24 protein-coding genes are annotated in these 24,352 nt (G+C 69.1%); 15 read left to right on the top strand and 9 right to left on the bottom strand.

Annotated features, from left to right (window positions below; translation table 11 throughout):
- Window positions 1-154: 154 nt before the first annotated feature.
- From G9U51_RS14795 to hutI, 3 genes are read left to right on the top strand one after another with little or no spacing between them, the layout of a single operon-like run.
- Window positions 155-1,339 (top strand): allantoate amidohydrolase, encoded by a 1,185-nt coding sequence (locus tag G9U51_RS14795; protein WP_166198103.1) that lies wholly within the window; start codon window positions 155-157, stop codon window positions 1,337-1,339.
- Window positions 1,336-2,652, top strand: coding sequence for a formimidoylglutamate deiminase (locus G9U51_RS14800; RefSeq protein WP_171715615.1), 1,317 nt, complete (start codon window positions 1,336-1,338; stop codon window positions 2,650-2,652). Before G9U51_RS14795 ends, G9U51_RS14800 begins: the two co-directional genes overlap by 4 nt.
- Window positions 2,649-3,800 carry an imidazolonepropionase gene (gene hutI, locus G9U51_RS14805; RefSeq protein WP_166197911.1) on the top strand — a complete coding sequence of 384 codons (1,152 nt, stop codon included), beginning with the start codon at window positions 2,649-2,651 and terminating at the stop codon, window positions 3,798-3,800. Before G9U51_RS14800 ends, hutI begins: the two co-directional genes overlap by 4 nt.
- Here hutI and G9U51_RS14810 read toward each other — a convergent pair.
- The 4 genes from G9U51_RS14810 to G9U51_RS14825 all read right to left on the bottom strand — a co-directional run bounded on the left by G9U51_RS14810 (window position 3,787) and on the right by G9U51_RS14825 (window position 7,587).
- A complete protein-coding gene (locus G9U51_RS14810; protein ID WP_166197913.1) occupies window positions 3,787-4,086 on the bottom strand; it encodes a DUF4333 domain-containing protein in 300 nt (99 codons plus the stop codon). The two genes, hutI and G9U51_RS14810, sit on opposite strands and share 14 nt — an antisense overlap.
- 68 nt (window positions 4,087-4,154) lie before the next feature.
- Window positions 4,155-5,468: a dihydrolipoamide acetyltransferase family protein gene (locus tag G9U51_RS14815; protein ID WP_166197915.1), complete on the bottom strand. Its 1,314-nt coding sequence runs from the start codon at window positions 5,466-5,468 to the stop codon at window positions 4,155-4,157.
- Window positions 5,465-6,472: an alpha-ketoacid dehydrogenase subunit beta gene (locus tag G9U51_RS14820; protein WP_207948365.1), complete on the bottom strand. Its 1,008-nt coding sequence runs from the start codon at window positions 6,470-6,472 to the stop codon at window positions 5,465-5,467. Before G9U51_RS14820 ends, G9U51_RS14815 begins: the two co-directional genes overlap by 4 nt.
- Window positions 6,469-7,587 (bottom strand): thiamine pyrophosphate-dependent dehydrogenase E1 component subunit alpha, encoded by a 1,119-nt coding sequence (locus tag G9U51_RS14825; RefSeq protein ID WP_235946194.1) that lies wholly within the window; start codon window positions 7,585-7,587, stop codon window positions 6,469-6,471. Before G9U51_RS14825 ends, G9U51_RS14820 begins: the two co-directional genes overlap by 4 nt.
- 66 nt (window positions 7,588-7,653) lie before the next feature.
- Here G9U51_RS14825 and G9U51_RS14830 point away from each other — a divergent pair, with 66 nt between their 5' ends.
- Window positions 7,654-8,181 carry an Lrp/AsnC family transcriptional regulator gene (locus G9U51_RS14830; protein ID WP_166197919.1) on the top strand — a complete coding sequence of 176 codons (528 nt, stop codon included), beginning with the start codon at window positions 7,654-7,656 and terminating at the stop codon, window positions 8,179-8,181.
- 11 nt (window positions 8,182-8,192) lie between these two features.
- Here the strand turns inward: G9U51_RS14830 and G9U51_RS14835 are convergent, their stop codons facing one another.
- Window positions 8,193-8,483 (bottom strand): DUF4235 domain-containing protein, encoded by a 291-nt coding sequence (locus G9U51_RS14835; RefSeq protein WP_166197922.1) that lies wholly within the window; start codon window positions 8,481-8,483, stop codon window positions 8,193-8,195.
- A gap of 77 nt (window positions 8,484-8,560) precedes the next feature.
- Complete coding sequence (locus G9U51_RS14840; RefSeq protein ID WP_328823499.1) at window positions 8,561-9,352, bottom strand: thioesterase family protein; 792 nt, start codon at window positions 9,350-9,352, stop codon at window positions 8,561-8,563.
- 201 nt (window positions 9,353-9,553) lie between these two features.
- On the opposite strand from G9U51_RS14840, the gene G9U51_RS14845 reads away from it, so the two are divergent.
- From G9U51_RS14845 to G9U51_RS14855, 3 genes are all read left to right on the top strand, one after another.
- Window positions 9,554-10,744: a S53 family peptidase gene (locus G9U51_RS14845; RefSeq protein WP_166197924.1), complete on the top strand. Its 1,191-nt coding sequence runs from the start codon at window positions 9,554-9,556 to the stop codon at window positions 10,742-10,744.
- A 214-nt stretch (window positions 10,745-10,958) separates the two neighbouring features.
- Window positions 10,959-11,564 (top strand): hypothetical protein, encoded by a 606-nt coding sequence (locus G9U51_RS14850; RefSeq protein WP_166197926.1) that lies wholly within the window; start codon window positions 10,959-10,961, stop codon window positions 11,562-11,564.
- 176 nt (window positions 11,565-11,740) lie between these two features.
- Window positions 11,741-12,019: a hypothetical protein gene (locus G9U51_RS14855; protein ID WP_166197928.1), complete on the top strand. Its 279-nt coding sequence runs from the start codon at window positions 11,741-11,743 to the stop codon at window positions 12,017-12,019.
- Window positions 12,020-12,041: 22 nt separating this feature from the next.
- Here G9U51_RS14855 and G9U51_RS14860 read toward each other — a convergent pair whose 3' ends face one another.
- The 3 genes from G9U51_RS14860 to G9U51_RS14870 are packed head-to-tail and all read right to left on the bottom strand — an operon-like array spanning window position 12,042 to window position 14,680.
- Window positions 12,042-12,836: an aminoglycoside adenylyltransferase domain-containing protein gene (locus G9U51_RS14860; protein ID WP_166197930.1), complete on the bottom strand. Its 795-nt coding sequence runs from the start codon at window positions 12,834-12,836 to the stop codon at window positions 12,042-12,044.
- Window positions 12,837-12,856: 20 nt separating this feature from the next.
- Window positions 12,857-13,993, bottom strand: coding sequence for a DUF3533 domain-containing protein (locus G9U51_RS14865; protein ID WP_166197932.1), 1,137 nt, complete (start codon window positions 13,991-13,993; stop codon window positions 12,857-12,859).
- A 30-nt stretch (window positions 13,994-14,023) separates the two neighbouring features.
- A complete protein-coding gene (locus G9U51_RS14870; protein ID WP_166197934.1) occupies window positions 14,024-14,680 on the bottom strand; it encodes a DUF1345 domain-containing protein in 657 nt (218 codons plus the stop codon).
- Window positions 14,681-14,818: 138 nt separating this feature from the next.
- Between G9U51_RS14870 and uraD (G9U51_RS14875) the strand changes: the two genes are divergently transcribed.
- The 8 genes from uraD (G9U51_RS14875) (at window position 14,819) to xdhB (ending at window position 24,352) form a co-directional block, all read left to right on the top strand.
- Window positions 14,819-16,744 carry a 2-oxo-4-hydroxy-4-carboxy-5-ureidoimidazoline decarboxylase gene (gene uraD, locus G9U51_RS14875; protein ID WP_166197936.1) on the top strand — a complete coding sequence of 642 codons (1,926 nt, stop codon included), beginning with the start codon at window positions 14,819-14,821 and terminating at the stop codon, window positions 16,742-16,744.
- The gene (uraD, locus tag G9U51_RS14880) at window positions 16,741-17,229 is read left to right on the top strand and encodes a 2-oxo-4-hydroxy-4-carboxy-5-ureidoimidazoline decarboxylase (RefSeq protein WP_166197938.1); all 489 of its coding nucleotides are present in this window, start codon (window positions 16,741-16,743) and stop codon (window positions 17,227-17,229) included. Before uraD (G9U51_RS14875) ends, uraD (G9U51_RS14880) begins: the two co-directional genes overlap by 4 nt.
- 1 nt (window position 17,230) lies before the next feature.
- Window positions 17,231-17,557, top strand: a complete 327-nt coding sequence (gene uraH, locus G9U51_RS14885; RefSeq protein ID WP_166197940.1) for a hydroxyisourate hydrolase — start codon at window positions 17,231-17,233, stop codon at window positions 17,555-17,557.
- A 162-nt stretch (window positions 17,558-17,719) separates the two neighbouring features.
- A complete protein-coding gene (locus G9U51_RS14890; protein WP_328823501.1) occupies window positions 17,720-18,844 on the top strand; it encodes a glycerate kinase in 1,125 nt (374 codons plus the stop codon).
- The gene (locus G9U51_RS14895) at window positions 18,841-19,668 is read left to right on the top strand and encodes a bifunctional allantoicase/(S)-ureidoglycine aminohydrolase (RefSeq protein ID WP_166197944.1); all 828 of its coding nucleotides are present in this window, start codon (window positions 18,841-18,843) and stop codon (window positions 19,666-19,668) included. Before G9U51_RS14890 ends, G9U51_RS14895 begins: the two co-directional genes overlap by 4 nt.
- A 254-nt stretch (window positions 19,669-19,922) precedes the next feature.
- Window positions 19,923-20,171: a DUF2191 domain-containing protein gene (locus G9U51_RS17520; RefSeq protein ID WP_166197947.1), complete on the top strand. Its 249-nt coding sequence runs from the start codon at window positions 19,923-19,925 to the stop codon at window positions 20,169-20,171.
- Window positions 20,172-20,498: 327 nt separating this feature from the next.
- On the top strand, window positions 20,499-21,938 hold the full coding sequence (locus G9U51_RS14905) for a xanthine dehydrogenase small subunit (RefSeq protein WP_166197949.1): 1,440 nt from the start codon (window positions 20,499-20,501) through the stop codon (window positions 21,936-21,938).
- Window positions 21,935-24,352 carry a xanthine dehydrogenase molybdopterin binding subunit gene (xdhB, locus tag G9U51_RS14910; protein WP_166197951.1) on the top strand — a complete coding sequence of 806 codons (2,418 nt, stop codon included), beginning with the start codon at window positions 21,935-21,937 and terminating at the stop codon, window positions 24,350-24,352. The genes G9U51_RS14905 and xdhB overlap by 4 nt, the downstream gene beginning before the upstream one ends.

Consider the following 24,352-nt stretch of genomic DNA (forward strand, 5'->3'; position numbering starts at 1 on the left):
GGATTCCAGCAGACCTCCCACCGAAAGCCGTCCGGGTCGGCGACGGCCAGGGTCACAAAGCTCACGCGGGCGTCCATACCAGCCAGTAGAGCGCACGATTGAGGATGAGTCGATGGGCAAGGAGGATCCGGTGAGCAGCGCGCACTTCGATCGCATGTGGGAGGAGTTGCTGCCCGTCGGCCGCGATGCGCACAGCGGCGGCTACCGGCGGTTTGCCTGGACCGACACCGACCACACGTTGCGCGAGTGGTTCGCCGGCGAATGCGCTGCGCTCGGGCTCGACCTGGTGGAGGACCGCGCCGGCAACCAGTGGGCCTGGTGGGGAGACCCGGACTCCGCGCCGGGCCTGGCGATCGGATCACACCTCGACTCGGTCCCGGACGGCGGTGCGTATGACGGACCGCTTGGCGTCGTCTCGTCGTTGACAGCAGTGAAACGCTTGCGGGACAGCGGTTTTCATCCGCAACGCCCGATCGGAGTGGTCAACTTCGGTGACGAGGAGGGCGCCCGTTTCGGCATCGCCTGCGCGGGCTCGCGGATCATCACCGGCGCACTGGAGGCCGACCGGGCTCGCGGTCTCAAAGATGCCGACGGCCTCTCACTCGCCGAGGCCTGGCAGCGCGCCGGACGCAATCCCGCCGAACTGGGCCCCGACCACGAAGCCCTCGCCCGCGTCGCGGTCTTCGTCGAGCTGCACGTCGAGCAGGGCAAGGCACTCGCCAACCTCGACGCGGCGACGAGTGCGGTGGCCGTCGGCACCGACATTTGGCCGCATGGCCGCTGGCGGGCCGATTTCGCCGGTCGCGCCGACCACGCCGGCACGACGGCGCTGGTCGATCGGGAGGACGCGATGCTCAAGGCAGCCGCCTTTGCCCTGGCGGCGCGTGAAGAAGCGGAGGCGAGAGACGGCGAAGACCGTTGTGTCGCAACGGTCGGCAAACTGCAGGTCACACCGGGCGGGGTCAATGCCATTCCCTCCCGAGTCTCGGCCTGGCTGGACGCTCGCAGCAGCGACGAACGACTGGTGCGCGACCTGGTCACCGCGCTGCACGAGCGTTTCCCCGGCACCCTCCGCGAGGAATCATGGACCGGCACCACGCGTTTCGACCAGGCCCTGTGCACCCGACTGCGCGACCTGCTCGGCCCGCAGACGCCGATGCTCGGCACCGGCGCCGGTCACGATGCCGGCATCCTGGCGGCCGCCGGTGTCCCGACCGCGATGCTCTTCGTGCGCAACCCCACTGGCACCTCCCACTCGCCGGACGAATTCGCCGAGCAGGACGACTGTCATGCCGGAGTCGACGCGCTCACCACGGTCGTGCGAGAGCTGGCCTCGTGACCTACTGGTGCGAATTCGCCTGGCTGCCAACGGGTGTCGCGCGCAATGTGCGGATCGACATCGAGGACGGCCGGGTGACCGACGTGCGGCCGGACCAGCCGGCCGGGTCGTCGACACCCTTGCGCGGGATCACCGTGCCCGGCTTCGCCAATACGCACAGCCATGCCTTCCACCGCGCGCTGCGGGGCCGCACGCACAGCGACGGCGGCACCTTCTGGACCTGGCGAGAGCGGATGTATCACGTTGCCGCCCAACTCAATCCGGACAACTACCTCGCCCTCGCCCGTGCCACCTATGCCGAGATGGCGCTGGCCGGGGTCACCTCGGTCGGCGAATTCCACTATGTCCACCACCAGCCCGACGGCACGCCCTATGCCGACCCCAACGCGATGGGCCGCGCGTTGCAGCAAGCGGCGCGCGAGGCCGGCATACGGCTGACGCTGCTGGACACCTGCTATCTCGCCGGCGGATTGACCGCGGACGGCCACCAGCCGCTCGGCCCACAGCAACGCAGGTTCGGTGACGGCGATGTCGACGGCTGGATCGCGCGCGCCGGGCAGCTGCGACCGGACGAGGGTTTCCGCGTGGGTGCGGCCCTGCACTCGGTGCGGGCCGTGCCGGCTGAGCAGTTGCGGCGTGCCGCCGAGGTGATCGACCCGACCTGGCCGGTGCACGCCCATGTCTCCGAGCAGCCGGCCGAAAACACCGCCAGCCTCGCGTTCTACGACCGCACACCCGTCGAGCTTCTGCACCAGACGGGCCTGCTCACCGAGCGCTTCACCGCGGTGCACGCCACCCATCTCACGAGCAGGGACATCGCTCTGCTCGCTCAGGCCGATGCTGTCGCGAGCTTCTGCCCCACCACCGAGCGGGATCTCGCGGACGGCATCGGACCAGCAAAAGCGCTGTACGACAACGGAGTTCGCATCTCCCTCGGCAGCGACCAGCATGCCGTCATCGACCTGCTGGAGGATGCTCGCGCCGTCGAGCTGCACGAGCGGCTGACCTCGCACGAACGCGGCCGGTTCGCACCCGCCGACCTGATGGCGATGGCGACGCGGCACGCCACCATCGGCTGGCCGGAGGCCGGGGCCATCGCGCCAGGGGCGGCGGCCGACCTGGTCACCATCGCGCTCGACACGCCCCGCACCGCGGGCGCCGACCCGGCTCAGATCATCACCTGCGCGACCGCCGCCGACATCCGTTCGGTCATCCGCGACGGTGAGCCGGTGGTGACTGACGGGCGGCATCACCTCGGCGACATCGGCGGCCTGTTGCATGACGCCATCGCACCGTTCTGGGAGGACGTATGACGACCACGCTGGTCACCGGCATTGCCGAACTGCTGACGAATGACCCCGAGCGCGAGATCGTCGAGGACGCCGCCGTCGTCCTCGCCGGCGACACCATCGGCTGGGTCGGACCGGCCGCCCAGGCGCCTGCCGCCGACGAGGCGATCGACCTGGGCGGCCGCGCCGTCATCCCCGGTTTTGTGGACAGCCACAGTCACCTGGTGTTCGCCGGTGACCGCAGCGCCGAGTTCGCCGCGCGGATGACCGGTGAGCCCTATGACGGTGGCGGCATCGCGACGACCGTCGCGGCGACCCGCGCGGCGAGCGACGACGAGTTGCGGGCCCTGGTCGCGCACCGGGTGGAGGAGATGCACCACCAGGGCACGACGACGGTCGAGATCAAGAGCGGCTACGGCCTCACCATCGACGACGAGGTGCGCGCTCTGAAGATCGCTCGGGAGTTCACGACCGAGACGACCTATCTCGGAGCCCATGTCGTGCCCAGCGATGCCACTCGTGAGGCGTATGTCGACCTCGTCGCCGGCCCGATGCTGCGTGCCTGTGCACCGCACGCCCGCTGGATCGATGTCTTCTGCGAGCCGCACAGCCCGCACGCCTTCGACGCCGACGAGACCCGACACATCGTGGCCGCCGGACGGGCAGCGGGACTGCGAATTCGCCTGCACGGCAACCAGATCGGCCACGGTCCGGGCGTGCAGGTGGCGGTTGAGGTCGGCGCCGCGAGCGTCGACCACTGCACCTATCTGTCCGATGACGACATCGCGGCGCTCGCCGGGTCGGACACCGTCGCCACCCTCCTGCCGGGGGTGGAGTTCTCGACCCGCTCGCCCTATCCCTCGGGGCGTCGGCTGCTCGACGCCGGAGTCAGCATCGCGCTGGCGAGCGACTGCAACCCGGGCACCTGCTATTCGTCCTCGATGCCGCTGATGATCGCGCTCGCGGTGCGCGAGATGGGGCTCACCCCGCTCGAAGCGGTGCGCGCCGCCACCCTGGGCAGCGCCCGCGCACTGCGGCGCGAAGACATCGGCGTGATCGCGGTCGGCAAACGGGCCGACCTCACGGTGCTGGACGCACCGTCATACCGGCACCTGGCCTACCGGCCGGGGGTGCCGATCGCCCGATCGCTGGACGAGGTCAGCCCTTCTTGATGGTGTAGTTGACGGTCTTGCCGTTGACCGAGTCCACCACGACCTTGAACTTCTGGGTGGAGCCGCTGACCTTGGCGGTGCAGTCGGTGGTTGCGCCCTTCTCGGCCTTGAGGTCTTTCTCGCATTTCACATCGCTCGCCGACACACCCTTCTCGGCGAGCTTGCTCTTGATCGTGCTCTGCACGCTGGACTTGCTGACGGCGTTCTGGCCACAGGCAGCCAGGCCGCCGATGAGCAGAGCGCTGCTCGCGATCGCAGCGGCGCCGCGGCGCAGGGTGACGGTCATGGTGTTCCTCCCGGAGAGACGGTGTCCGACATGCATCCTAGAACCACGTGCATGACCGGGCGACCCGGTCACAGTTCTCCCAACAGACGCACCGGCGCCTCGATCAGATCCGCGACATAGCGAAGAAATCCTCCCGCCGACCCACCGTCGCAGACGCGGTGGTCGAAGGTGAACGACAGCTGGGTGATCGTGCGCACGGTGAGCTCGCCGTCGACCACCCAGGGGCGATCGAGCAGGCGACCCACGCCGAGCATCGCGGCCTGGGGGTGGTTGAGGATCGGCGTGGAGCCGTCGACGCCGAAGACGCCGTAGTTGTTGAGCGTGAAGGTTCCCCCGGTCAGCTCGGCCGGCTGCAGGGTGCCCTCCCGTGCCTTGGCGGTCAACTCGGCGAGTTTCGCGCCGAGCTGCGAGGTGGTCAGCTCACCGGCGTTGCGCACCACCGGCACCACCAGCCCGCGCGGGCTCTGCACCGCGAAACCGAGGTGGATTGCCCGGTGCCGGACGATCTCCTGCGACGCCATGTCGACCTCGGCGTTGAGCTCGGGAAACCGTTGCAGCCCAACGACACTCACCCGGGCGAGCAGTGCCAGCAGACCGACCTTCTCTACTCCGGCCGCCCGCAGCTCGTCGCGGGTGCGCACCAGCGCGGTGCCGTCGACGTCGACCCAGGTCGTCGCATCCGGGATCTCCCGACGCGACTGACTGAGCTTGTCGGCGATCGCGCGCCGCACCCCGGTCAGCGGGATGCGCTCGTCACCGGTGTCGGTCGCGCGGCTGCCCAGCGCGATGGCGTCGTCGATGTCCTTGCGCCGCAACACTTTCCCGTATGCCGGGGTCAGGCGCGCCAAGTCGAGCCCGTGCTGCTGAGCCAGCTTGCGCACCAGTGGCGAGATGACGCGCGGCGCTTCCGCCGGGTCCGCGATTGGCTGCGGCGCCGCCTGTTCGACGGGTGCCTCGCTGCGCTGGGCGCGCTCGGCGTCCCGGCGTGCCCGCGGGCGCCGGGTGCGCTCACCGCCGGTGCCGTAGCCGATCAGGACGTTCCCCGAACCGCCGTCACCCGCGCCCTCACTCCCGGCGTATGCCGGACCGCGGTCGCCGGCCGTGCTCACCGAATTTCCCTGCGCGGCAGACGCAGCCGCCTCACCGTCGACGGCGATGGTGACGAGCGGCGCGCCCACCGCGATCACATCGCCAGGGGCGCCGTGCCGGGTGGCGACGGTGCCGGCATACGGACAAGGCAGTTCGACGGTGGCCTTGGCGGTCTCGACGACCACGACGTGCTGGTCGACGGTGACCGCGGTGGACTCCTCGACCAGCCATTCAACGATCTCGGCCTCAGTCAGGCCCTCGCCGAGATCGGGCAACGTGAAGACCCGGCTCATCGGGCAGCCACGCTGAAGTCACCGGGGGTGTCCTGCCACTGCAACCGGTCGATCGCATCGAGGATGCGGTCCACGCCCGGCAGGTAGGTGTGCTCGAGCATCGGTGCCGGATAGGGGATCGGCAGCCCGCTCACTCGCAGCACCGGCGCGGCGAGGGAGTGGAAGGACTGCTCGCTGATGCGTGCCGCCAATTCGCCTGCGACACCTGCGAATCCGGAGGCCTCGCTCACCACGACACACCGGCCGGTGCGGGCGACCGACTCCATCACGGTGGCGTCATCCAGCGGCACGAGGGTGCGCAGGTCGATCACCTCGACGTCATAGCCGTCCTCGGCGGCAGCCTCGGCCGCCTTCAGCGCGACCGGCACGCTCGGCCCGTAGGCGACGAGGGTGACCTCGGTGCCCGGGCGGCGCACCACCGCCTGGCCGAAGCCGGGTGCCGGCGTGAGCTCACCCTTGGTCCAGTAGCTCACCTTGGGCTCCATGAAGACAACCGGGTCGGGATCCTCGATCGCTTCGCGCAGCAGGCTGTAGGCGTCGGCCGGCGTGGCCGGGGTGACGACCTTCAGCCCCGCGGTGTGCGCGTAGTAACCCTCGGAGGAGTCGCAGTGATGCTCGACGCCACCGATGCCCCCGGCATACGGCACCCGGATCACCATCGGTAGGTGGACCGCACCGCTGGTGCGGTTGCGCATCTTGGCGACATGCGAGGCGATCTGCTCGAAGGCGGGATAGGCGAAGGCGTCGAACTGCATCTCCACCACCGGGCGAAAACCGGTGAGGCACAAGCCGATCGCAAAGCCGACGATGCCCGACTCGGCGAGCGGGGTGTCGAAACACCGGTCCTCACCGAACCGCTGCGCCAGGCCGTCGGTGACCCGGAAGACACCACCGAGGGTGCCGACGTCCTCACCGAAGACCAGCACGTCGTCGTCGGCTGCCATCGAGTCACCAAGTGCGCGGTTGATCGCCGCGGCGAAGGTGACCGTCTCGATCTCGCTCATGCCTGCTCACCCGCCTCGGACTCCGCGCGCACCATCGCCTCGGCCGCCCGAACCTGCGGCGTCGGAGTGGCAAAGACGTTGTCGAACAACGACATCGGCCGCAGGGTCGCGTCGTCGTGCATGCGGTCGCGCAGCGACGCGGCCTGCTCCTCTGCCTCGGCCTGGACGGCCGCGACGGTCTCGTCGTCGATCACGCCGCGCTCGCGCAACCAGGCTTCGAGGCGGGTCACCGGGTCGCGGGAGATCCAGGTGCTCACCTCCTCGCCGGTGCGATAGCGGGTGGCGTCATCGGCGTTGGTGTGCGCCTCCATGCGGTAGGTGTGCGCCTCGATGAGGAAGGGGCCGTTGCCCGACCGGCAGTGTGCGAGCGCAACGTCCATCACCGACAGCACCGCCGCGGCGTCATTGCCGTCGACCTGCTCGCTGCTGATCCCGTAGCCGATTCCCTTGTACGCCAACGATGGCGCCTTGGTCTGCTTCGACAGGGGCACGCTGATCGCGTAGTTGTTGTTCTGCACGAAGAAGACCACCGGGGCGCCGAAGACGGCCGCGAAATTCAGCCCCTCGTGGAAGTCGCCCTCGCTGGTGCCCCCGTCACCGACGAAGGCCAGCGCGACACCGTCCTCGCCCCTGCGCTTCATCCCGTATGCCGCGCCCGCCGCGTGCGGCAATTGCGTTGCGAGGGGAGTGCATTGGGCAGCGGTGCGGTGTCGCATCGGGTCGTAGCCGCAGTGCCGGTCACCCCGCAGCAGCGACAGCACCTCGACCTCGTCGATGCCGCGGGTGAACAGCGCCATCGACTCGCGGTAGGTGGGAAAGAGCCAGTCACCCGGCCCGAGCGAGAGCACCGGCGCGACCTGGCAGGCCTCCTGCCCGCGCGCCGACGGATAGACGGCAAGCCGGCCCTGCTTGGTGAGCGCGGTGGACTGCGCGTCCAGCCGTCGGCCGATCACCATCGCGCGCCAGACCGCCCGCAGCCGCTCAGGCGTAGGCATGACGTAGTCACGGCGGGCCGACGACGGGAGGACCTGGGTGCCGTGCTCGTCGAGCAGACGGACCGGTTCGGGCGACGGCAGCAGGTGCTCGACCCCCACCTGCCTGGCTGTGCTCTGCATCACACCATCGTCGGACGAGAGGCCCATCTGGCTCAACTCCGGCGACGATTGCGAGACAATCGGCTCATGCCAAGCACAAAGAGAGGCCAATCGTCCACGCCGGTCGGCCTGAAGTCCACCTCGGCTGGACGGTCGGCGCTCGACGAGACCGACCGGCGCATCCTCGGCATACTCACCGTCGATGCGCGGGTCTCGGTGCGAGCGCTCGCCGAACGGCTGCACCTGTCCCGCGCGAACGCCTACGCCCGGATCGACCGGCTGGTCCAGCGGGGCGTGATCGAGGGCTTCGGCGCGCGGGTGGCGCCCGGTCCGGCCGGCCTGACGACCACGGCATACGTGGCGATCAATATCGAGCAGAACTCCTGGCGCTCGGTCAGTGCGGCGCTGCAGCAGTTGCCCTATCTCGACACGATCAGTCTGCTCGCCTCGGAGTTCGACGTGCTCGTGCAGGTGCACGCGCCCGACAACGCGACCTTGCGCACCACGGTGCTTGAGCGGATCCAGGCGATCGCCGGGGTGCAGGACACCCGCACCTGGCTGGTGTTCGACGAACAGCGCGGCGCCGGCACCCCGTGGGATGCCGGCGCCGAGTGAAGCGCCCGCGGTCAGGCGGTCTTCTTCTGCTTCTTCTGCACCGGGGGCGGCGGAGCGCCGGCCGATTTGGTGTAGAAGCTCATCGCCTTGCGCTGGGCGAACAGCCGCACGCCCGCGATGAGCGCGCCGCTGATGATGGTCCAGGCCACCGCCTCACCGGTGGTGACCTTCGGGTCGTGCGGGCTGTCCGGCGCGCTCTTGCCCGTCGCCACCTGCCAGCCCTTGCGCGACGCGGTCGTCGCGGCCTTGCCGGCCAGCAGGTTCGCGACCAGCGACAGCACCTTCCACACCACTGAACCCATGCTCGATCCTCCTCGAATCGCGGAAATGTCGTTGCCTCGAGCCTGCCACAGCCGCCGGTGCCGCGGCGCTCATCCGGTCAGCTCGGGAACTCGCGCACGGTGAGTTCCTGCTCGGCTCGCCCGAACGCGCCGTCCTCGTCGTTGAGCGTCGTCGAGGTGATCCCCAGGCCGCCGGGGCCGAAGGAGACCGCGGTGTCCAGTCCCAGCCAGGGTCCGGCCGGCTGCCGCAGCAGGTGGATCGACAGCTCGACATTGGGGAACATCAGCTCGCTGGGCCGGATGCGGGTGGCGATCCCGTTCGCGCCGTCCACGAGCATGACGTATGCCGCGAGTCCTGCCGCCGGCTCCTGCTCCAGCAGGGTGCACGCCGAGCGGACCCAGACCTGACGGCGGCCAGCGCGTCCGCCCGGCAGCTCCAGGGTGCGCAGGGTGCGGATGAAGCCGCCGGGCCATTCGGAGGTGGTGTCCACCGGTCGACCCGCATCCGGCGGGTCCATCGCGGGCAGCTCGGACCCGGCATACGCCGTGGTGTCCTGGCGCGAGAGACGCCAGGCGCGCGCCCGGATGACGGGCCGGCCACCGGCGCTGGCGGTCGCTTCCAGCAGCTCGATGGTGCGGCCGGGGCGCACCGTGGTGACCTCGATCGAGGTCTCGACCGCGGGGATGATCCCGAGGATCTCGAAGGTGATCCGCCCGATCTGCATGTCCTCGCGCGGCTCGTGCGTGCACAGCTCGTGGGTGATCAGGCCACTGATCGGCGCCATGTGCTGCTCGGTGTCGCGCCAGGCTCCTTGGGCGTTGATCGTCGGGGCATAGGTGTGCGGTCCGAGCCGCCGGTAGTAGGCGGAGGAGTCGGGCAAGTCGGTCACGGGCGTCACCCTAATGAGCGCCGGCCGCGCCCGGAGGAGTGGCCGCTGCGGCCCGCGAAGCTGAAGACATCCTGGGAACTCGGCCAGGTTTCGGTCAGGAATCGGTGCGGATACGACAGGTCTGCCCCACGAGCCTGGATCCGGGTCCACAGTGACGGTCACCGGCGCCACCCCCGACGCCGGAGATGAGGAGCACGATTCATGCGCAAGCTTTCCTTGTTGACCGCTGCCGCCACCGCGGCGGCGGCCATCGTCGGCGCGATGCCGGTGTCCACCGCGGCAGCGGCGGGTGTCGGCGTGCAGCACCACCGGGTCTGCGGCACGGCCGCGCCGGGCACCGCCGCGTGTAATGCGGTGCGGCTGCAGAGCAGCACCGGAGCCGCGGTCAACCCGCACGGCAAGCCGATCACTCCGTCGGCGATCTCCGGCAAGACGCCGAACGACATCCAGAGCGCGTACAAGCTCGCCGGCCTGTCCGCGGGCGGCCGCACCGTCGCCATCGTCGACGCCTACGGCTACCCCAACGCCGAGCGTGACCTCGGCGTCTACCGCAACCAGTGGGGCCTGTCCTCCTGCACCCAGGCCAACGGCTGCCTGAAGATCATGGACCAGAACGGTGGCACCAACCTGCCGCGCACCGACGTCGGCTGGGCGCAGGAGCAGGCGCTCGACCTGGACGCCGTCTCGGCCGCCTGCCCGAGCTGCAAGATCATGCTGGTGCAGGCCAAGTCGGCCTCCTTCGCCGACCTCGGGACCGCGGTGCAGACCGCGGCCAAGCAGGCCGGTGTCGTCGCGATCTCCAACAGCTACGGCGGTGGCGACGCAGCCGACTCGACCTACGGCAAGTACTACAACCACCCCGGCATCGCGGTGACCGCCTCGACCGGTGACAACGGCTACCAGGGCGGCAGCTACCCGGCCTCGTCCGGTTATGTCACCGCCGTCGGTGGCACCTCGCTCTACTCGGCGTCCAACACCCGTGGCTGGACCGAGTCGGCCTGGTCCGGCGCCGGCTCCGGGTGCACCACGCTGAACCAGCCGCCGGCTGGTCAGACCACGGCGATGACCAACTGCTCCGGCCGCGCGATGGCGGATGTCTCCGCAGTCGCCGACCCGAACACCGGTCTCGCGGTCTACGCCCCGACGAGCTCCACCCAGTCGGCGTGGGCGCAGTATGGCGGCACCTCGCTGTCCTCGCCGCTCGTCGCGTCGGTGTACGCACTGTCGGGCAACACCGCCGGCTACGCGAACTCGATTCCGTACTCCAACCAGGGCGGCCTGTTCGATGTGACCAGCGGCAGCAATGGCACGTGCGCCAGCTGGTGCACCGCCAAGACCGGCTGGGACGGCCCGACCGGTCTGGGCACGCCGAACGGCACCAGCGCGTTCTGATCGGCTCGTTCGACCCGCAGAACCAGCGGTCCCGGCCCCTCGTGAAGGGGGCCGGGACCGACGGTTTTCGGCCGCCTCACAGCGACTTTTCTCTCCACCCCTCGGGAGGGAATTTTCACCCTTAAGTATGGATTGCGGTCGTAGCCGAACTGTTACGTTCGCGTAGGTTTCCCCCGACCGCGGGGGCCGCTGCGTCACTCAGGAGGGGATCACAGTGACAGCTTTGGAAACGCCTCGTGGGGTCAGCCGCCGGACGGTAGCTGCCGGCATCGCCTGGTCGGCACCGTTCCTGGTCGCCGGCAGCGCCGCGCAGGCCGCGACCTGTTCGGTGACCGACCGCAACTACTACTCGACCGATCTGAAGATCACCTCGACCACCACGACCAATGGCACCAACGGTCATACGGTCGGCACCTTCACCTTGCAGATCTGCAACAACGGCACCCTGCCGATCCCGGCCGGCACGAGCTACACCATCGTGCTCACGGCCTTGAAGGCGCCCGGCAACACCTCGGGCGACAAGGACATCGTCATCACGCCCGCGCCCCCGGCCGGCTACGTGCTCGACCCGGCGACCGGGACGACGCTCAACCCCACCGGCACCAATACCTCGGTGACCTACACGGCCACGACCACGACACCGATCGCGCCGAACTCCTGCACGAATGTCGTGTTCAACATCGACACCGCCACCGGCATCGGCGCGACCAAGCTGCAGATGGACGCCACGCTCAAGCAGTGGGGCGGCGGCACCTGCAGCTATTCGGCGCCGGGATCGCAGGATTCCCTCACCGGCCTCTGGGGCAAGGACGCCACCTGAGGCGCAGCCGCTTCGGCGCCAAGTCACCGCAACATCGGCGGTAATCGCGCAATCCCTCTTGATCGTTCAACGGGGGTGGCTAGGCTGACCACAGAATCCTCATAAGAGGGTTCGGCCTGCACACACCCGGACGATCCCGCTGCGTCAGCATCGGGAGGGTAGGAGCACCCGAACCGATGCCGTCATCCCTGACCGACACACTCCGTGGTGCCCCAGCGGGCACCGACGGCAGGGGAGCACGACTGCGCAGTTTGGGAGCAGGAACCCTCACCGGCGTCATTGTGCTGTCGCCGGTGCTCTTCCTTTCCTTCCTCGGTTATCTCCTCTGGGCGATGGTCGGCCGTCCCGCACCGAGCGCCGCGCCGGTCTTGACCGTCTTCGCCAGCGGGTATGCCGTGGCGCTGGTCGCCGGGGTCGTCCTGCTCGCCATCGGCCGGCGGATGCGCGGCCGCTGACGTCCAGCGCGTCCCCGCAGCCCTAGCAGTGATCGGGCTCCGGCGTGATGTCGTAGGCCGCGAGCACGTCATACATCAGGTCGGCGACCGCGACGGCGCGAGCGCTCGGCTCCAGTCGCTCCTGGCCCGCTTCGCGCCAGGCCAGTGCATCCTCGATGACCGGTCGATGGCGCCGGTCGAGGTGGTTGAGCGCCCACCGTCCAGCACCTGACTTCGAGGTCAGGCTGCCCTCGCGGATCAGGTGGTCGAGCCGGGTGATGCCCAGGACACACCACGCACCTACGGCCGGTGACAGGTCGGGCTCGGCCGCCACGCGGGCTGCCGCAGATGCCCAGTAGGTTTGCAGGTTGTCCCGCGAAAACGCTTGCAGCACAGGCAGATTGGTGAAGATGTCGAGTTCGCTCGCCGGCTTGCCCGCGACGGTGATGCCGCGTTCGGCCAGTTCGTGCCAGGTCACCAGGCTCGCGTCGCCGTGGTGGGCGACCGCGAAATCGCCGGCCAGCACCCCCGGCTGCACCGAGATCGTGGTCGGGTCGAGCGCCAGATCGGACTCCAGGACATAGAACCCGTCGTATGCCGGCGTTGCCTCGTCCGTGCCCACAGCGAGTTCGTCGTGGATCGTGCGGAGCGTGGCGATTTCGGCCTCGCCGGGGCGACGGGAGGTGGTGGCGACGAAGTCGATGTCGCTGCCGGGGAAGAACTCACCCCAGCACAGCGAGCCGTGCAGGTAGAGACCGGTGAGATAACCGGGCAGCCGTTGCTCGAGCATGGCCAGGTGGGCCGTGGTGCGATCGGTGACGGCAGCAGGCAAGTCCACCCGTCGATGCTGTCACACGCTCAGTCGTCCTCGGCCGCCGCGTGGCGGCCGTCGGCTGTCGCGTGGCGAGCACCGCCGGAGCGGGCCGGGATGAGGTCGGGCCGTCGGAAGCCCCAGTAGGTGTTGTTGGCGGCCGCGAGGAAGAGCAACAGGCCGAGGGCCAGCCACCAGGCGAGCACGAGGTAGTGGAAGCCGAGGCCTTCCCCGTCGAGATAGACGATGCTGCGCACCGCGTCGACGCCCGCTCCGTTGGGCAGCCACTGCCCGATGAACCGCCACGGCTGCGGCAGCAGGCCGTAGTTGAACGCGCCGCCGGCCGAGGGATTGCCGAGCACGACGAACAGCAGGATCGACACGCCGACGCCGATCACGCCGAAGACCGCGGACAAGCCCATCGTCACGATCGAGGCGGTCATCGACACGACGGCGCCGAGCAGCGCCAGCTGCCAGAAGTGACCGGTCAGCGCGCCCAGCCAGGTGTCCACGATGAGCGCTCCGAGCAGGCCCGAGACCACCCCGTAGCCGGCGCACAGCACCAGCCGCCACAGCATCCGTCGCCAGTTGCGCGCGCGGCCGCCGCGGATCACCCCGACCATCGAGGCCATCAGGTAACCGCCGACCAGCCAGCCGACGACGAGATAGAAGCCGGTCAGCCCACGGTTGTCACCGGCTTGCACGGGCGCGACATCCTGCACGACCAGCTGGCGGTCCTTGTCGGCGGCGACCTTGGTGAAGATCAGCTCGATGGCGGCGGCATTGGAGGATCCCGTCGAGGTGGCGATCAGCAGCTTGTCGGTGTCGCCCTGCGGGTCGAAGACGTAGACGCCCTGCCGCTTGCCGGACTTCAGGTCCTGGGTCGCGGTGGTCTCGTTGGACTCGGCATACGCCCAGACCGGTTGCCCGGAGATCTTGTTCAGCTGGTTGGCGACGTACTCCTGCCAGTTGTGGTTGGAGATGACGGTCACCTGCAGCTGCTGCGGGCGCGGGTCGTGGAAGGCCCCGACATACGAGGCGATGAACCCAAGCTGCACGAGCAGGATCGCCAGGATCAGCGACAGCCAGCGGATCCCGAAGATGTCGCGCAGGCGCGCGGCCAGTGATTCGTCGCGGCTGCGGTCGTAGCCCGGCTTCGGGCCCTGGGGGACGACGGTGGACAACAGGGCCTCCGGCTCTTTTCAGGTGCTGTCCTAGCCGGCCAGGCCCACCACGAGGTTGATCGTGCTCGCGATGATGACCGTGCCGAACAGATAGGCCAACAAGGTGTGCTGCAGGACGAGGCGCCGCACCGCCGGTGTCTTCAGGTTAGTGTCGCTGACCTGGTAGGTCATCCCGAGGGTGAAGGACAGGTAGGCGAAGTCCGACATCATCGGCGGGTCGTCGGTGTTGAAATCGATGCATCCGGGCTGGGCGTTGAACCACTGCTTGGCGTAGCGCAGCGCATAGGTCGTGTGCAGCATCAGCCAGGCGCCGGCGACCGAGATCACCGCGAGCAAGGCCTCGCTGGTGGCGCCGATCGACGCGCTCTTGGCCTTGCTCTGCGCGAGCATCAGCCCGATCGCTCCGAGTGCCACGAAGGACACGACCAGCACGACGACGTCGATCTCGGTGCGGGTCGGGTCGAGGCCGGTGATCTTTTCGCGGGTCTCGGTGGCGTCCAGGTGAACCATCCACCACAGCAGCGGCAAGCAGAAGACGAGGGTGGCGAGCACGAACCCGGCCAGGCCGCGGAAGACCGGGCCGCCCGCGTCGGGTGGGGTGGGCGTGAGCAGCCCGAAAATCAGCCCGCAGACAGCGGCGATCGCCATCCGGATCTGCAGATGACGATGGACGGCGAGGTGGTTCATGGGCGGCAATGTAGCGAGGCGCGCTGCGAAGTCGATGGACGCAAACGGTTGACCGGGGCCTGTGACCTGGGTCATGATTCCGCGATAGCAGAACAGCATTCCATAATACGGAATGCGCCGAAGCGAAGGATGGCCCCCATGACCGCATCTGCCGTTGCGCCGAGGAAGTCCCGGCACCCGGTCGACGAGGTGCTGCCCGCGCCGAAGCTGCTCGCCTACGGCTTCCAGCACGTGCTGGCGTTCTATGCCGGCGCGGTCGTCGTGCCGATCCTGCTCGCCAACGCGCTCAAGCTGTCACCGACCCAATTGGTCCACCTGATCAACGCCGACCTGTTCACCTGCGGCATCGCCTCGATCCTGCAGTCGGTCGGTATCTGGAAGATCGGCGTGCGGCTGCCGCTGCTGCAGGGCGTGACCTTCACCGCGGTGTCGCCGATGATCGCGATCGGCACGGCCGCCGCGTCCGGGACCGAGGGGCTCACCACCATCTACGGCGCGGTGATCGTCGCCGGTCTGTTCACCTTCCTGGTGGCGCCCTACTTCAGCAAGCTCATCCGCTTCTTCCCGCCGGTGGTCACCGGCTCGGTCATCAGCATCATCGGTCTGGCGCTGCTGCCGGTCGCCGCTGGCGACGCCGTCGGTGGCGCCGGGCCGGCCGGTCGTCCGGAGAGCTGGCGCAATATGGCGTATGCGCTCGGCACCCTCGCGCTGATCGTCGCCATCCAGCGCATCTTCAAGGGCTTCATGGCGACCGTCGCGGTGCTGGCCGGCCTGGTCATCGGCACCGCGGTCGCCTGGGCCTTCGGCGACGCCCAGTTCAGCGAGGTGTCGCAGTCCTCCTGGGTCGGGGTGACCACGCCGTTCTACTTCGGCTGGCCGCAGTTCTCCATCGCCGCGATCATCTCGATGATCGTCGTCATGATCATCACCGCGGTCGAGACCACCGGCGACGTCTTCGCCACCGGTGAGATCGTCGAGAAGCGGGTGGGCCGCACCGACATCGCCCGCGCCTTGCGCGCCGACGGTGCGGCCACGGCCCTCGGTGGCGTCTTCAACTCCTTCCCCTACACCTGCTTCGCCGAGAACGTCGGCCTGGTGCGGCTGACCCGGGTCAAGAGCCGGTGGGTCGTGGCGACCGCCGGTGCGCTGATGATCGTCATCGGCATGCTGCCCAAGGCGGGGGCGATCGTGGCCGGCATACCGCATCCGGTGCTCGGTGGCGCGGCGCTCGCGATGTTCGCCACGGTCGCCGTCGTCGGTTTCCAGACCCTGTCGCGCGTGGACTTCCACGACCACCGCAATGTCGTCATCGTCGGCACCTCGGTCGGCCTGGCGATGTATGTCACCGCCCAGCCCGATGTGGCCAAGGCGGTGCCGAGCTGGGCGGAGATTATCTTCGGCTCCGGCATCACGCTGGGCAGCCTCACCGCGATCATCCTCAACCTGGTCTTCCATCACATCGGCACCAACCGTGGCCCGGCCGTCGCGGGTGCTCCGGGTGGCCAGGTGCGCCTCAGCGAGGTCAACGCGATGTCGCGCGAGCAGTTCGTGGACACCTTCGGCGGGTTGTTCCAGGGTTCCGCCTGGGCGGTCGAGCGGGCCTACGACCTGCGGCCCTTCGAGGACACCCTCGATCTGCGCCGGGCGTTCCAGGAGGCATTGTTCGCCGGCTCGCAGGACGAGCAGCGGCAGCTGATCGAGTCCTATCCCGATCTCGGCGCGGACAGTGTCACCGAGGCCGGGGAGGACAGCGAGTCCTATCGCGACCAGTCGGTCGCGGGGCTCACCCGGCTGGACCAGCAGGATCACGACGAGCTGGCCGACCTCACCACGCAATACCGTGACCGGTTCGGCTTCCCGCTGGTCACCTGCGTGCGCGACCGCGATTCCTTCTCGCAGGTGCTGCGGCACGGCTGGCAGCGGTTGGCGAATTCCCCGGCCCAGGAGCACGCGACCGCCCTCATCGAGATCGGCGAGATTGCCGGCCACCGGTTCGACAACCTGGTCGCCGACGCCAACCCCATCGCCAGCGCCCGGTTCTCGATGGGAGGCTTGGACGCATGACCCTCCCGTTCGACACACTGCCCGACGGGGAGGTGCGCGCCCGGCTGGCCGCGTGCCTGCCGGTCGCGCGGTGGGTCGATCAGGTCGCCTCCGGCCGGCCGTATGGCGACCGCTCGGCTCTCCTTGCGGCGGCCGGTGGCGCTGCCGAGCGGTTGAGCGACGAGGAGCTGGACCAGGCGCTCGCCGGCCACCCGCGGATCGGCGAACGCGCCACCTCGCCGCACCACCAGGCGGAGCACTCAGCGCGCGAGCAGGCCGGCGTCGATGCGTCCGACGATGGGGTGACGTCGGCACTCGCGCGCGGCAATGCGGCATACGAGCAAAGGTTCGGGCGGGTGTTCATCATCCGTGCTGCCGGGCGCACGGCCCCGGAGATCCTCGGGGAGCTGCACCGCCGCCTCGACAGCGACGACGCGACCGAACGCGCCGAGACCGTCGCCCAGCTGCGTGAGATCGCGCTGTTGCGACTGGAAGGGATGCTCTGACATGGGGACGCTCAGCACGCACATTCTCGACACTTCGCGCGGTCGGCCGGCGCCAGGCGTGACCATCACACTGGAGGACGCAGCGGGTTCGGTTGTGGGACAAGGGGTTACCGACGCCGACGGCCGGGTAGGCACGATCGGGCCGGAGGTGTTGGAGGCGGGCGACTACCGGTTGCGGTTTGCCGCGAAGGCGTATTTCGACGGGCTCGGTGTCGAGTCGTTCTATCCGGAGGTGGTGGTGGTCTTCACCATCGCCGACCCCGCTCAGCACTATCACGTGCCGGTGTTGCTCAACCCGTTCGGCTATTCGACCTATCGGGGCAGCTGAGGTGTGGCCGTGAGCGCCGACCGGAGCGAGGACCCGAACGCAGTGAGGCCCGGAGCGATGGCCAGAGGCGCGACGAGGGGCGTGAGCGCCGACCGGAGCGAGGACCCGAACGCAGTGAGGCCCGGAGCGATGGCCAGAGGCGCGACGAGGGGCGTGGGAACGGTGCTGCTGGCCCCCGACAAGTTCAAGGGCACGTTGACCGCGGTCGAGGTGGCCGCAGCGGTCAGTGCGGGGATCGCCTCGGTCGATGCGTCGGTGCGCCTGGTGACGGTGCCGGTGGCCGACGGTGGCGACGGCACGGTCGCGGCTGCGGTGGCGGCCGGCTTCGAGCAGGTCACCACCGAGGTCACCGGGCCGGTCGGTGCGCCGGTGACGGCGACCTGGGCGCGTCGCGGCGACGAGGCGGTGGTCGAGCTCGCGGAGGCATCGGGGATTGCCTTGCTGGGTGATGCGCTGGACCCGATGGGTGCGACCTCGCGGGGCACCGGCGAGTTGATCGCGGCAGCCCTCGACGCCGGTTGTCGCCGCATCGTGGTCGGGATCGGCGGCAGCGCCTGCACCGACGGGGGCCTCGGTCTGGTGCAAGCGCTCGGGGCAAAAGCGTTGTCGGACAACGGATCTGATGCGTCCTTTGGTGGGGCTGCGCTCAGGTCAGTGGCAACGCTCGACCTCGCTGATCTGCATCCGGGGCTGGCCCGCGCCGAGATCATCGTCGCCAGTGACGTCGACAACCCGCTGCTCGGCGAGCGCGGGGCGGCGGCGGTCTATGGCCCGCAGAAGGGCGCATCAGCCGACCAGGTCCGCGAGCTGGACAGCGGTCTCGCACATTGGGCGGACGTCGTGGCTGGTGCGACGGGAGCCGACCATCGCGACGACGCCGGCGCGGGTGCTGCCGGCGGTGCGGGGTTCGGGCTGATCGCGGTGCTCGGTGCCTCGACCGCCCCGGGAGCGCCGATGCTCTTCGAGCTCACCGGCTTTGCGGCCGCGCTCGCCGAAGCCGATCTCGTCGTGACCGGTGAGGGCAAACTCGACCGGCAGACTCTGCACGGCAAGGCACCGGCCGCAGTGGCCGCGGCTGCTCGCGACGCAGAAGTCCCGGTGATCGCGGTGTGCGGCACCGTCGACCTGCCCGAGCGGGAGTGGCGGGCGGCCGGCATACGGGATGTTTATGCGCTCCTGGACCAGACCACGGATCCGGACGAGGCGATGACCCGACCGGCTCCGCTCCTGCGCCGCATCGGCGCGGCGATCGCTCGAGATCACTTGTCGCAGAAGGGAATCCGATGAACCAGTATTACGTGCCGCGCGGCGGCCTTCCGCCCCAGACCGAGCTGACGACCGACCGGTCGATGTTCACCGAGGCGTATGCCGTGATCCCGCGGCGCACGCTGTCGGATATCACCACCTCGCTGCTGCCCTTCTGGGACGAGACGCGGCTGTGGGTGATTGCTCGCCCGCTGTCCGGCTTCGCCGAGACCTTCAGCCACTACATCGTGGAGGTGTCACCGGGCGGAGGCTCGGACCGCCCGGAGACCGACCCGGGCGCCGAGGCGGTGCTCTTCGTCGTCGACGGCGGCCTCACCCTGACCCTGGACGGGGCGGCGCACGAGCTCGAGCCCGGCAGCTATGCCTTCCTGCCGCCGGGTGCGCAGTGGACGCTGCGCAATGGCACCGGCGCGAAGGCATCATTCCACTGGATCCGCAAGGCCTATCAGCAGATCGACGGCATCGAAGTGCCCCCGGCATTCGTGACTCACGAGCGTGATGTCGAGCTGGGCGCCATGCCGGACACCGATGGCAAGTGGTGCACCCAGCGGTTCACCGACCCGGCCGACATCCGGCACGACATGCACGTCAACATCGTGACCTTCGAGCCGGGCGGCGCGATCACCTTCCCCGAGACGCATGTGATGGAGCACGGGCTCTACGTGCTGGAGGGCAAGGCGGTCTACTTGCTCAACACCGACTGGGTCGAAGTGCAGGAGGGCGACTACATGTGGCTGCGGGCCTTCTGCCCGCAGGCCTGTTATGCCGGTGGGCCGGGCCGCTTCCGCTATCTGCTCTACAAGGACGTCAACCGGCATATGACGTTGTCGCGCCAGTTCGTCTGACGGGTCGGCTGGGCCGGGTGCGTCGGGCGCCTCGCGACCGGCGCAAAACGCCCAAGTGGGCGATTGGTGCGCCTGGGGCGCCTCGCGACCGGCGCAAAACGCCCACGTGGGCGATTGGTGCGCCTGGGGCGCCTCGCGACCGGCGCAAAACGCCCATTGGTGCACCCGGAGCGCCTCGCGACCTGCGCAAAACGCCCACGTGGGCGGGTGGCGCACCGGGTGTTGTCGGCTGCATCTGATGCCATGATGTTGCGATGCGTACGACGCTCGATCTCGACGACAAGGTGCTGGCGGCGGCCCGATCATTGGCACGCTCGCAGGGCACCTCGCTCGGTCGTGCGGTGTCCGACCTGGCGTTGCGAGGGCTCGCCGGCGGCGGGTCATCGGACGGCCGCGCACTCGTCAATGTCAGCTACGCCAGCTCTCCGGTTCTCGTCGGCGATCCTGCAACTGTCGTGACCGACGAGGACGTCGCTGCGCACCGCGATCCGACGTGTCGGTGACGATCGGTCACCAACTCGTCACCGACTTCCACCTCGTCAACTGCGCCGCTCGGCATGGATTTCGGCTGGCAACCTTCGATGCGGCACTTGTCGGTGCGGTGGCGCCAGGGGATCGGGCGAACATCATCCTGTGGGGAACCCGAGATTCCACATAGAGGAATAAGGGTTCCATTAGCGGCCATCGCCGGTTAGTGTGGTCGGCGTCACGTGGTGTTCTGCATGGATAACCGGCACGTGATCTCACCCGCAACCATGCTTCCACCCGGCCTTCGGGTGGGTGCAGCATGAAGGATGCGCTCCGTCGTGGGGCGTGGCGCGAGGAGGGACATGACCGACAGCCCAACGGTCTCGGTGAACGGGACCAGCTACAGCCTGCACGGCACACCACCGTGGATGTCCCTGCTCGATTTTGTCCGCTCCCAAGGCCTGACCGGCGCGAAAGAGGGATGCGCCGAAGGCGAGTGCGGTGCCTGCTCAGTGCTCGTGGTCCGGCCCGACGGTGACCAGGCCAGCCGGTGGACCGCGCTCAACGCCTGCCTCACCCCGGCGGTCGCCTTCGCCAGCCAGGAGGTCGTCACCTCCGAGGGCCTGGGTGAGCCGGACGCGCTGCACCCCGTGCAGCATGAGATGGCCGTGCGTGGTGGCTCCCAATGTGGTTACTGCACACCGGGATTCATCTGCAGTATGGCGTCCGAGTACTACCGCCCCGGTCGCGAAGGGCATGGCGAGGGCGATGCCGAGCACGGTGCCAACGGTTTCGACATCCACTCCCTCTCGGGCAACCTGTGCCGCTGCACCGGATATCGGCCGATCCGGGACGCAGCCTTCGCCCTGGGGTCGCCGGAGACCGACGACCGGTTCGCAGCGCGGTGTGCCGCGCCGGCCCCTGCTCACCCGACTGCTGAAGTCACGGTCGACGGTGCGACCTTCCTGCGCCCCGGCACGCTCGATGAGGCACTGGCTGCGCTGAGCGCCCACCCCGACGCGGTGCTGGTCGCCGGCTCGACCGACTGGGGAGTGGAGGCCAACCTGCGCGGGTCGCGCGCGGCATACCTCATCGGGATCGACCGGCTCGACGAACTGCGCGAGCTCACCATCGGCGAGGACGCCATCCAGATCGGTGCTGCGCTGACGTTGTCGGAGATCGAACGCCAGCTTGAGGGTCGAATCCCGTTGCTGGACAAGCTGTTTCCGCAGTTCGCGTCCCGGTTGATCCGCAATGGCGCAACCATCGGCGGCAACCTCGGCACCGGTTCGCCGATCGGTGACACTCCACCGGCCCTGCTCGCGCTCGAAGCATCGCTGGTGCTCGCCGGGCCAGGTGGTGAGCGCACCGTGCCCCTGGCCGACTACTTCACCGGTTATCGACAGACCGTGTGCGCGCCGGACGAACTCATCAAGGCCGCGCGGATCCCGTTGCCGCTCAGCCCGATCACCGCCTTCCACAAGATCGCCAAGCGACGCTTCGACGACATCTCGAGCGTCGCGGTCGGCCTCGCGCTTGAGACAGAGGCCGGCGTCATCAGCAAGGCCCGAATCGGCCTCGGCGGAGTCGCCGCCACGCCCATCCGCGCCCTAGCCACTGAGGCCGCGCTCGAAGGATCACCGTGGTCCCGGGAGACCTTCGTGCGGGCGGCGGGCGTCCTGCGCGAGGAAGGCACGCCGATGGACGACCACCGCGCCAGCTCGGCATACCGCAAGGCGATGCTCGGCACCGCTCTGCTGCGGTTGCACCGCGACGAAAGCCCCCAGGAGGCCACCGCATGAGCTCCCTGTCTGAACGTCCGAGCAAACCCGTTGTCGGACAAGAGATTCCACACGAGGCCGCCAGCCAGCATGTGACCGGGCGCGCGCTCTACACGGACGACCTGGTCGTGCGGCACCCCGGCATACTGCACGCGCATCCGGTGCAGTCAACCGTCGCGCACGCGAAGGTGACCCGGCTCGACGTCGAGCCCGCGCTGCGCGTGCCCGGGGTGGTCCGGGTGCTCACCGCCGCCGATGTCCCGGGGGTCAACGACGCCGGGATCAAGCACGACGAGCCGCTCTTCCCCGACGAGGTGATGTTCCACGGCCACGCGATCTGCTGGGTGCTCGGCGAAACCCTGGAAGCGGCCCGGCTCGGCGCGGCGGCGGTCGAGGTCGATTACGAGCCACTGCCAGCCCTGATGACCGTGCCCGAAGCCATTGCGGCAGAAAGCTTTCAGGGCGCTCAGCCCCTCATGGAGCGCGGTGATGTGTCCGCGGGATTTGCCCGGGCGACGCGCGTCTTCAGCGGGGAGTTCGAGTTCGCCGGTCAGGAGCACTTCTATCTCGAGACGCACTGCTCGCTCGCGGTGGTCGACGAGAACGGCCAGATCTTCATCCAGAGCAGCACCCAACACCCCAGTGAGACCCAGGACATCGTGTCGCACGTCCTCGGTGTGCCGGGTCACGCGGTGACCGTGCAATGCCTGCGGATGGGCGGCGGTTTCGGCGGCAAGGAGATGCAGCCGCACGGTTTCGCCGCCATCGCGGCGCTTGGTGCGACCCTCACCGGTCGGCCAGTTCGGTTGCGGCTCAACCGAACTCAAGACATGACCATGTCCGGCAAGCGGCATGGGTTCCACGCCACCTGGCGCGTCGGCTTCGACGACGAGGGCCGAGTGCAGGCGCTGGACACGACCATCACCGCCGACGGTGGCTGGAGTCTCGACCTGTCCGAGCCGGTGCTCGCGCGGGCGCTGTGTCATCTGGACAACGCCTATTGGATCCCCGAATTCCGCGCCCTCGGGCGGATTGCCAAGACCCACAAGACCTCCCAGACCGCCTTCCGCGGTTTCGGCGGTCCGCAGGGGATGCTCGTCTTCGAGGACATCCTCGGGCGCTGCGCCCCCGCGCTCGGCATACCGGCACACGAGCTGCGTCGGCGCAATTTCTACACCGACGGCCAGTCCACGCCATACGGCCAGCCGGTCCGGCATGCCTCCCGGGCCGCGACCTGTTGGGAGCAGGTATGGCGCGACGGCGACCTGGAGACGCGACTCGCCGAGGTCCAGCGCTTCAACGACAGCCACGAAGACATCAAGCGCGGCCTGGCGATCACGCCGGTGAAATTCGGGATCTCCTTCAACCTCACCGCGTTCAACCAGGGTGGGGCGCTCGTGCTCGTCTACAAGGACGGGTCGGTGCTGATCAACCACGGCGGCACCGAGATGGGTCAGGGCCTGCACACCAAGATGCTGCAGGTCGCCGCCACCGCGCTCGGGCTGCCGCTGTCGAAGGTGCGGCTCGCGCCGACCCGAACCGACAAGGTGCCTAACACCTCGGCCACCGCCGCATCCTCAGGTGCCGACCTCAACGGCGGGGCGGTGAAGAACGCGTGCGAGCAGATCATCGAGCGGTTGCGAGTGGTGGCAAGCGGCAAGCTCGGCGTGCCCGCGGCGGACATCCGGTTCGCCGACGGCGTGGTCAGCGGGCTCGGCACCAAGGCGACGATCGAGTGGGACGAACTGGTGAAAGCCGCCTATTTCCAACGGGTTCAGCTGTCAGCGGCCGGTTACTACCGCACCGAGGGGCTGCACTGGGACTCCTCGGTGATGCAGGGCTCGCCGTTCAAATACTTCGCCTATGGCGTGGCTGCGACCGAGGTCGAGGTCGACGGCCTCACCGGTGCCTACACGACCCGGCGGGTGGACATCGTGCACGACGTGGGCGACTCGCTGTCGCCGCTGGTGGACATCGGCCAGGTTGAGGGCGGCTTCGTGCAGGGCGCGGGCTGGCTGACCCTGGAGGACCTGCGGTGGGACACCTCCGACCGGCCAACCCGTGGTCGCCTTGCCACCCAGGCCGCCTCGACCTACAAGCTGCCGAGCTTCTCGGAGGTGCCGGCCGAGTTCAACGTCCGGCTGCTCGAGGATGCGCACGAGGACGGCGCGGTCTACGGCTCCAAGGCGGTCGGCGAGCCCCCGCTGATGCTGGCCTTCTCGGTGCGCGAGGCACTCCGCCAGGCCGCCGCGGCCTTCGGCGCTCCTGGGGTGTGCGTCGACCTCGCCTCGCCGGCGACCCCCGAAGCCGTCTATTGGGCGATCGAGTCCGCGCGCGCCGGTGGGTGGACGCCCGACGACGATGTTGCGGTCGATCACGCGCGCACCGCGGGCGACCGGCACCCGGACTCCGAGCGCGAAACTGTCGGAGTCTGA

Source organism: Metallococcus carri (assembly GCF_011440275.1).
GTDB lineage: Bacteria > Actinomycetota > Actinomycetes > Actinomycetales > Dermatophilaceae > Metallococcus > Metallococcus carri.

Coding starts and splice junctions, on each gene's coding strand:
- G9U51_RS14795 (WP_166198103.1), top strand. CDS start 155: ATGTGGGAGGAGTTGCTGCCCGTCGGCCGCGATGCGCACAGCGGCGGC.
- hutI (WP_166197911.1), top strand. CDS start 2,649: ATGACGACCACGCTGGTCACCGGCATTGCCGAACTGCTGACGAATGAC.
- G9U51_RS14810 (WP_166197913.1), bottom strand. CDS start 4,086: ATGACCGTCACCCTGCGCCGCGGCGCCGCTGCGATCGCGAGCAGCGCT.
- G9U51_RS14815 (WP_166197915.1), bottom strand. CDS start 5,468: ATGAGCCGGGTCTTCACGTTGCCCGATCTCGGCGAGGGCCTGACTGAG.
- G9U51_RS14820 (WP_207948365.1), bottom strand. CDS start 6,472: ATGAGCGAGATCGAGACGGTCACCTTCGCCGCGGCGATCAACCGCGCA.
- G9U51_RS14825 (WP_235946194.1), bottom strand. CDS start 7,587: ATGCAGAGCACAGCCAGGCAGGTGGGGGTCGAGCACCTGCTGCCGTCG.
- G9U51_RS14830 (WP_166197919.1), top strand. CDS start 7,654: ATGCCAAGCACAAAGAGAGGCCAATCGTCCACGCCGGTCGGCCTGAAG.
- G9U51_RS14835 (WP_166197922.1), bottom strand. CDS start 8,483: ATGGGTTCAGTGGTGTGGAAGGTGCTGTCGCTGGTCGCGAACCTGCTG.
- G9U51_RS14845 (WP_166197924.1), top strand. CDS start 9,554: ATGCGCAAGCTTTCCTTGTTGACCGCTGCCGCCACCGCGGCGGCGGCC.
- G9U51_RS14855 (WP_166197928.1), top strand. CDS start 11,741: ATGCCGTCATCCCTGACCGACACACTCCGTGGTGCCCCAGCGGGCACC.
- G9U51_RS14870 (WP_166197934.1), bottom strand. CDS start 14,680: ATGAACCACCTCGCCGTCCATCGTCATCTGCAGATCCGGATGGCGATC.
- uraD (WP_166197936.1), top strand. CDS start 14,819: ATGACCGCATCTGCCGTTGCGCCGAGGAAGTCCCGGCACCCGGTCGAC.
- uraD (WP_166197938.1), top strand. CDS start 16,741: ATGACCCTCCCGTTCGACACACTGCCCGACGGGGAGGTGCGCGCCCGG.
- uraH (WP_166197940.1), top strand. CDS start 17,231: ATGGGGACGCTCAGCACGCACATTCTCGACACTTCGCGCGGTCGGCCG.
- G9U51_RS14895 (WP_166197944.1), top strand. CDS start 18,841: ATGAACCAGTATTACGTGCCGCGCGGCGGCCTTCCGCCCCAGACCGAG.
- G9U51_RS17520 (WP_166197947.1), top strand. CDS start 19,923: ATGCGTACGACGCTCGATCTCGACGACAAGGTGCTGGCGGCGGCCCGA.
- G9U51_RS14905 (WP_166197949.1), top strand. CDS start 20,499: ATGACCGACAGCCCAACGGTCTCGGTGAACGGGACCAGCTACAGCCTG.
- xdhB (WP_166197951.1), top strand. CDS start 21,935: ATGAGCTCCCTGTCTGAACGTCCGAGCAAACCCGTTGTCGGACAAGAG.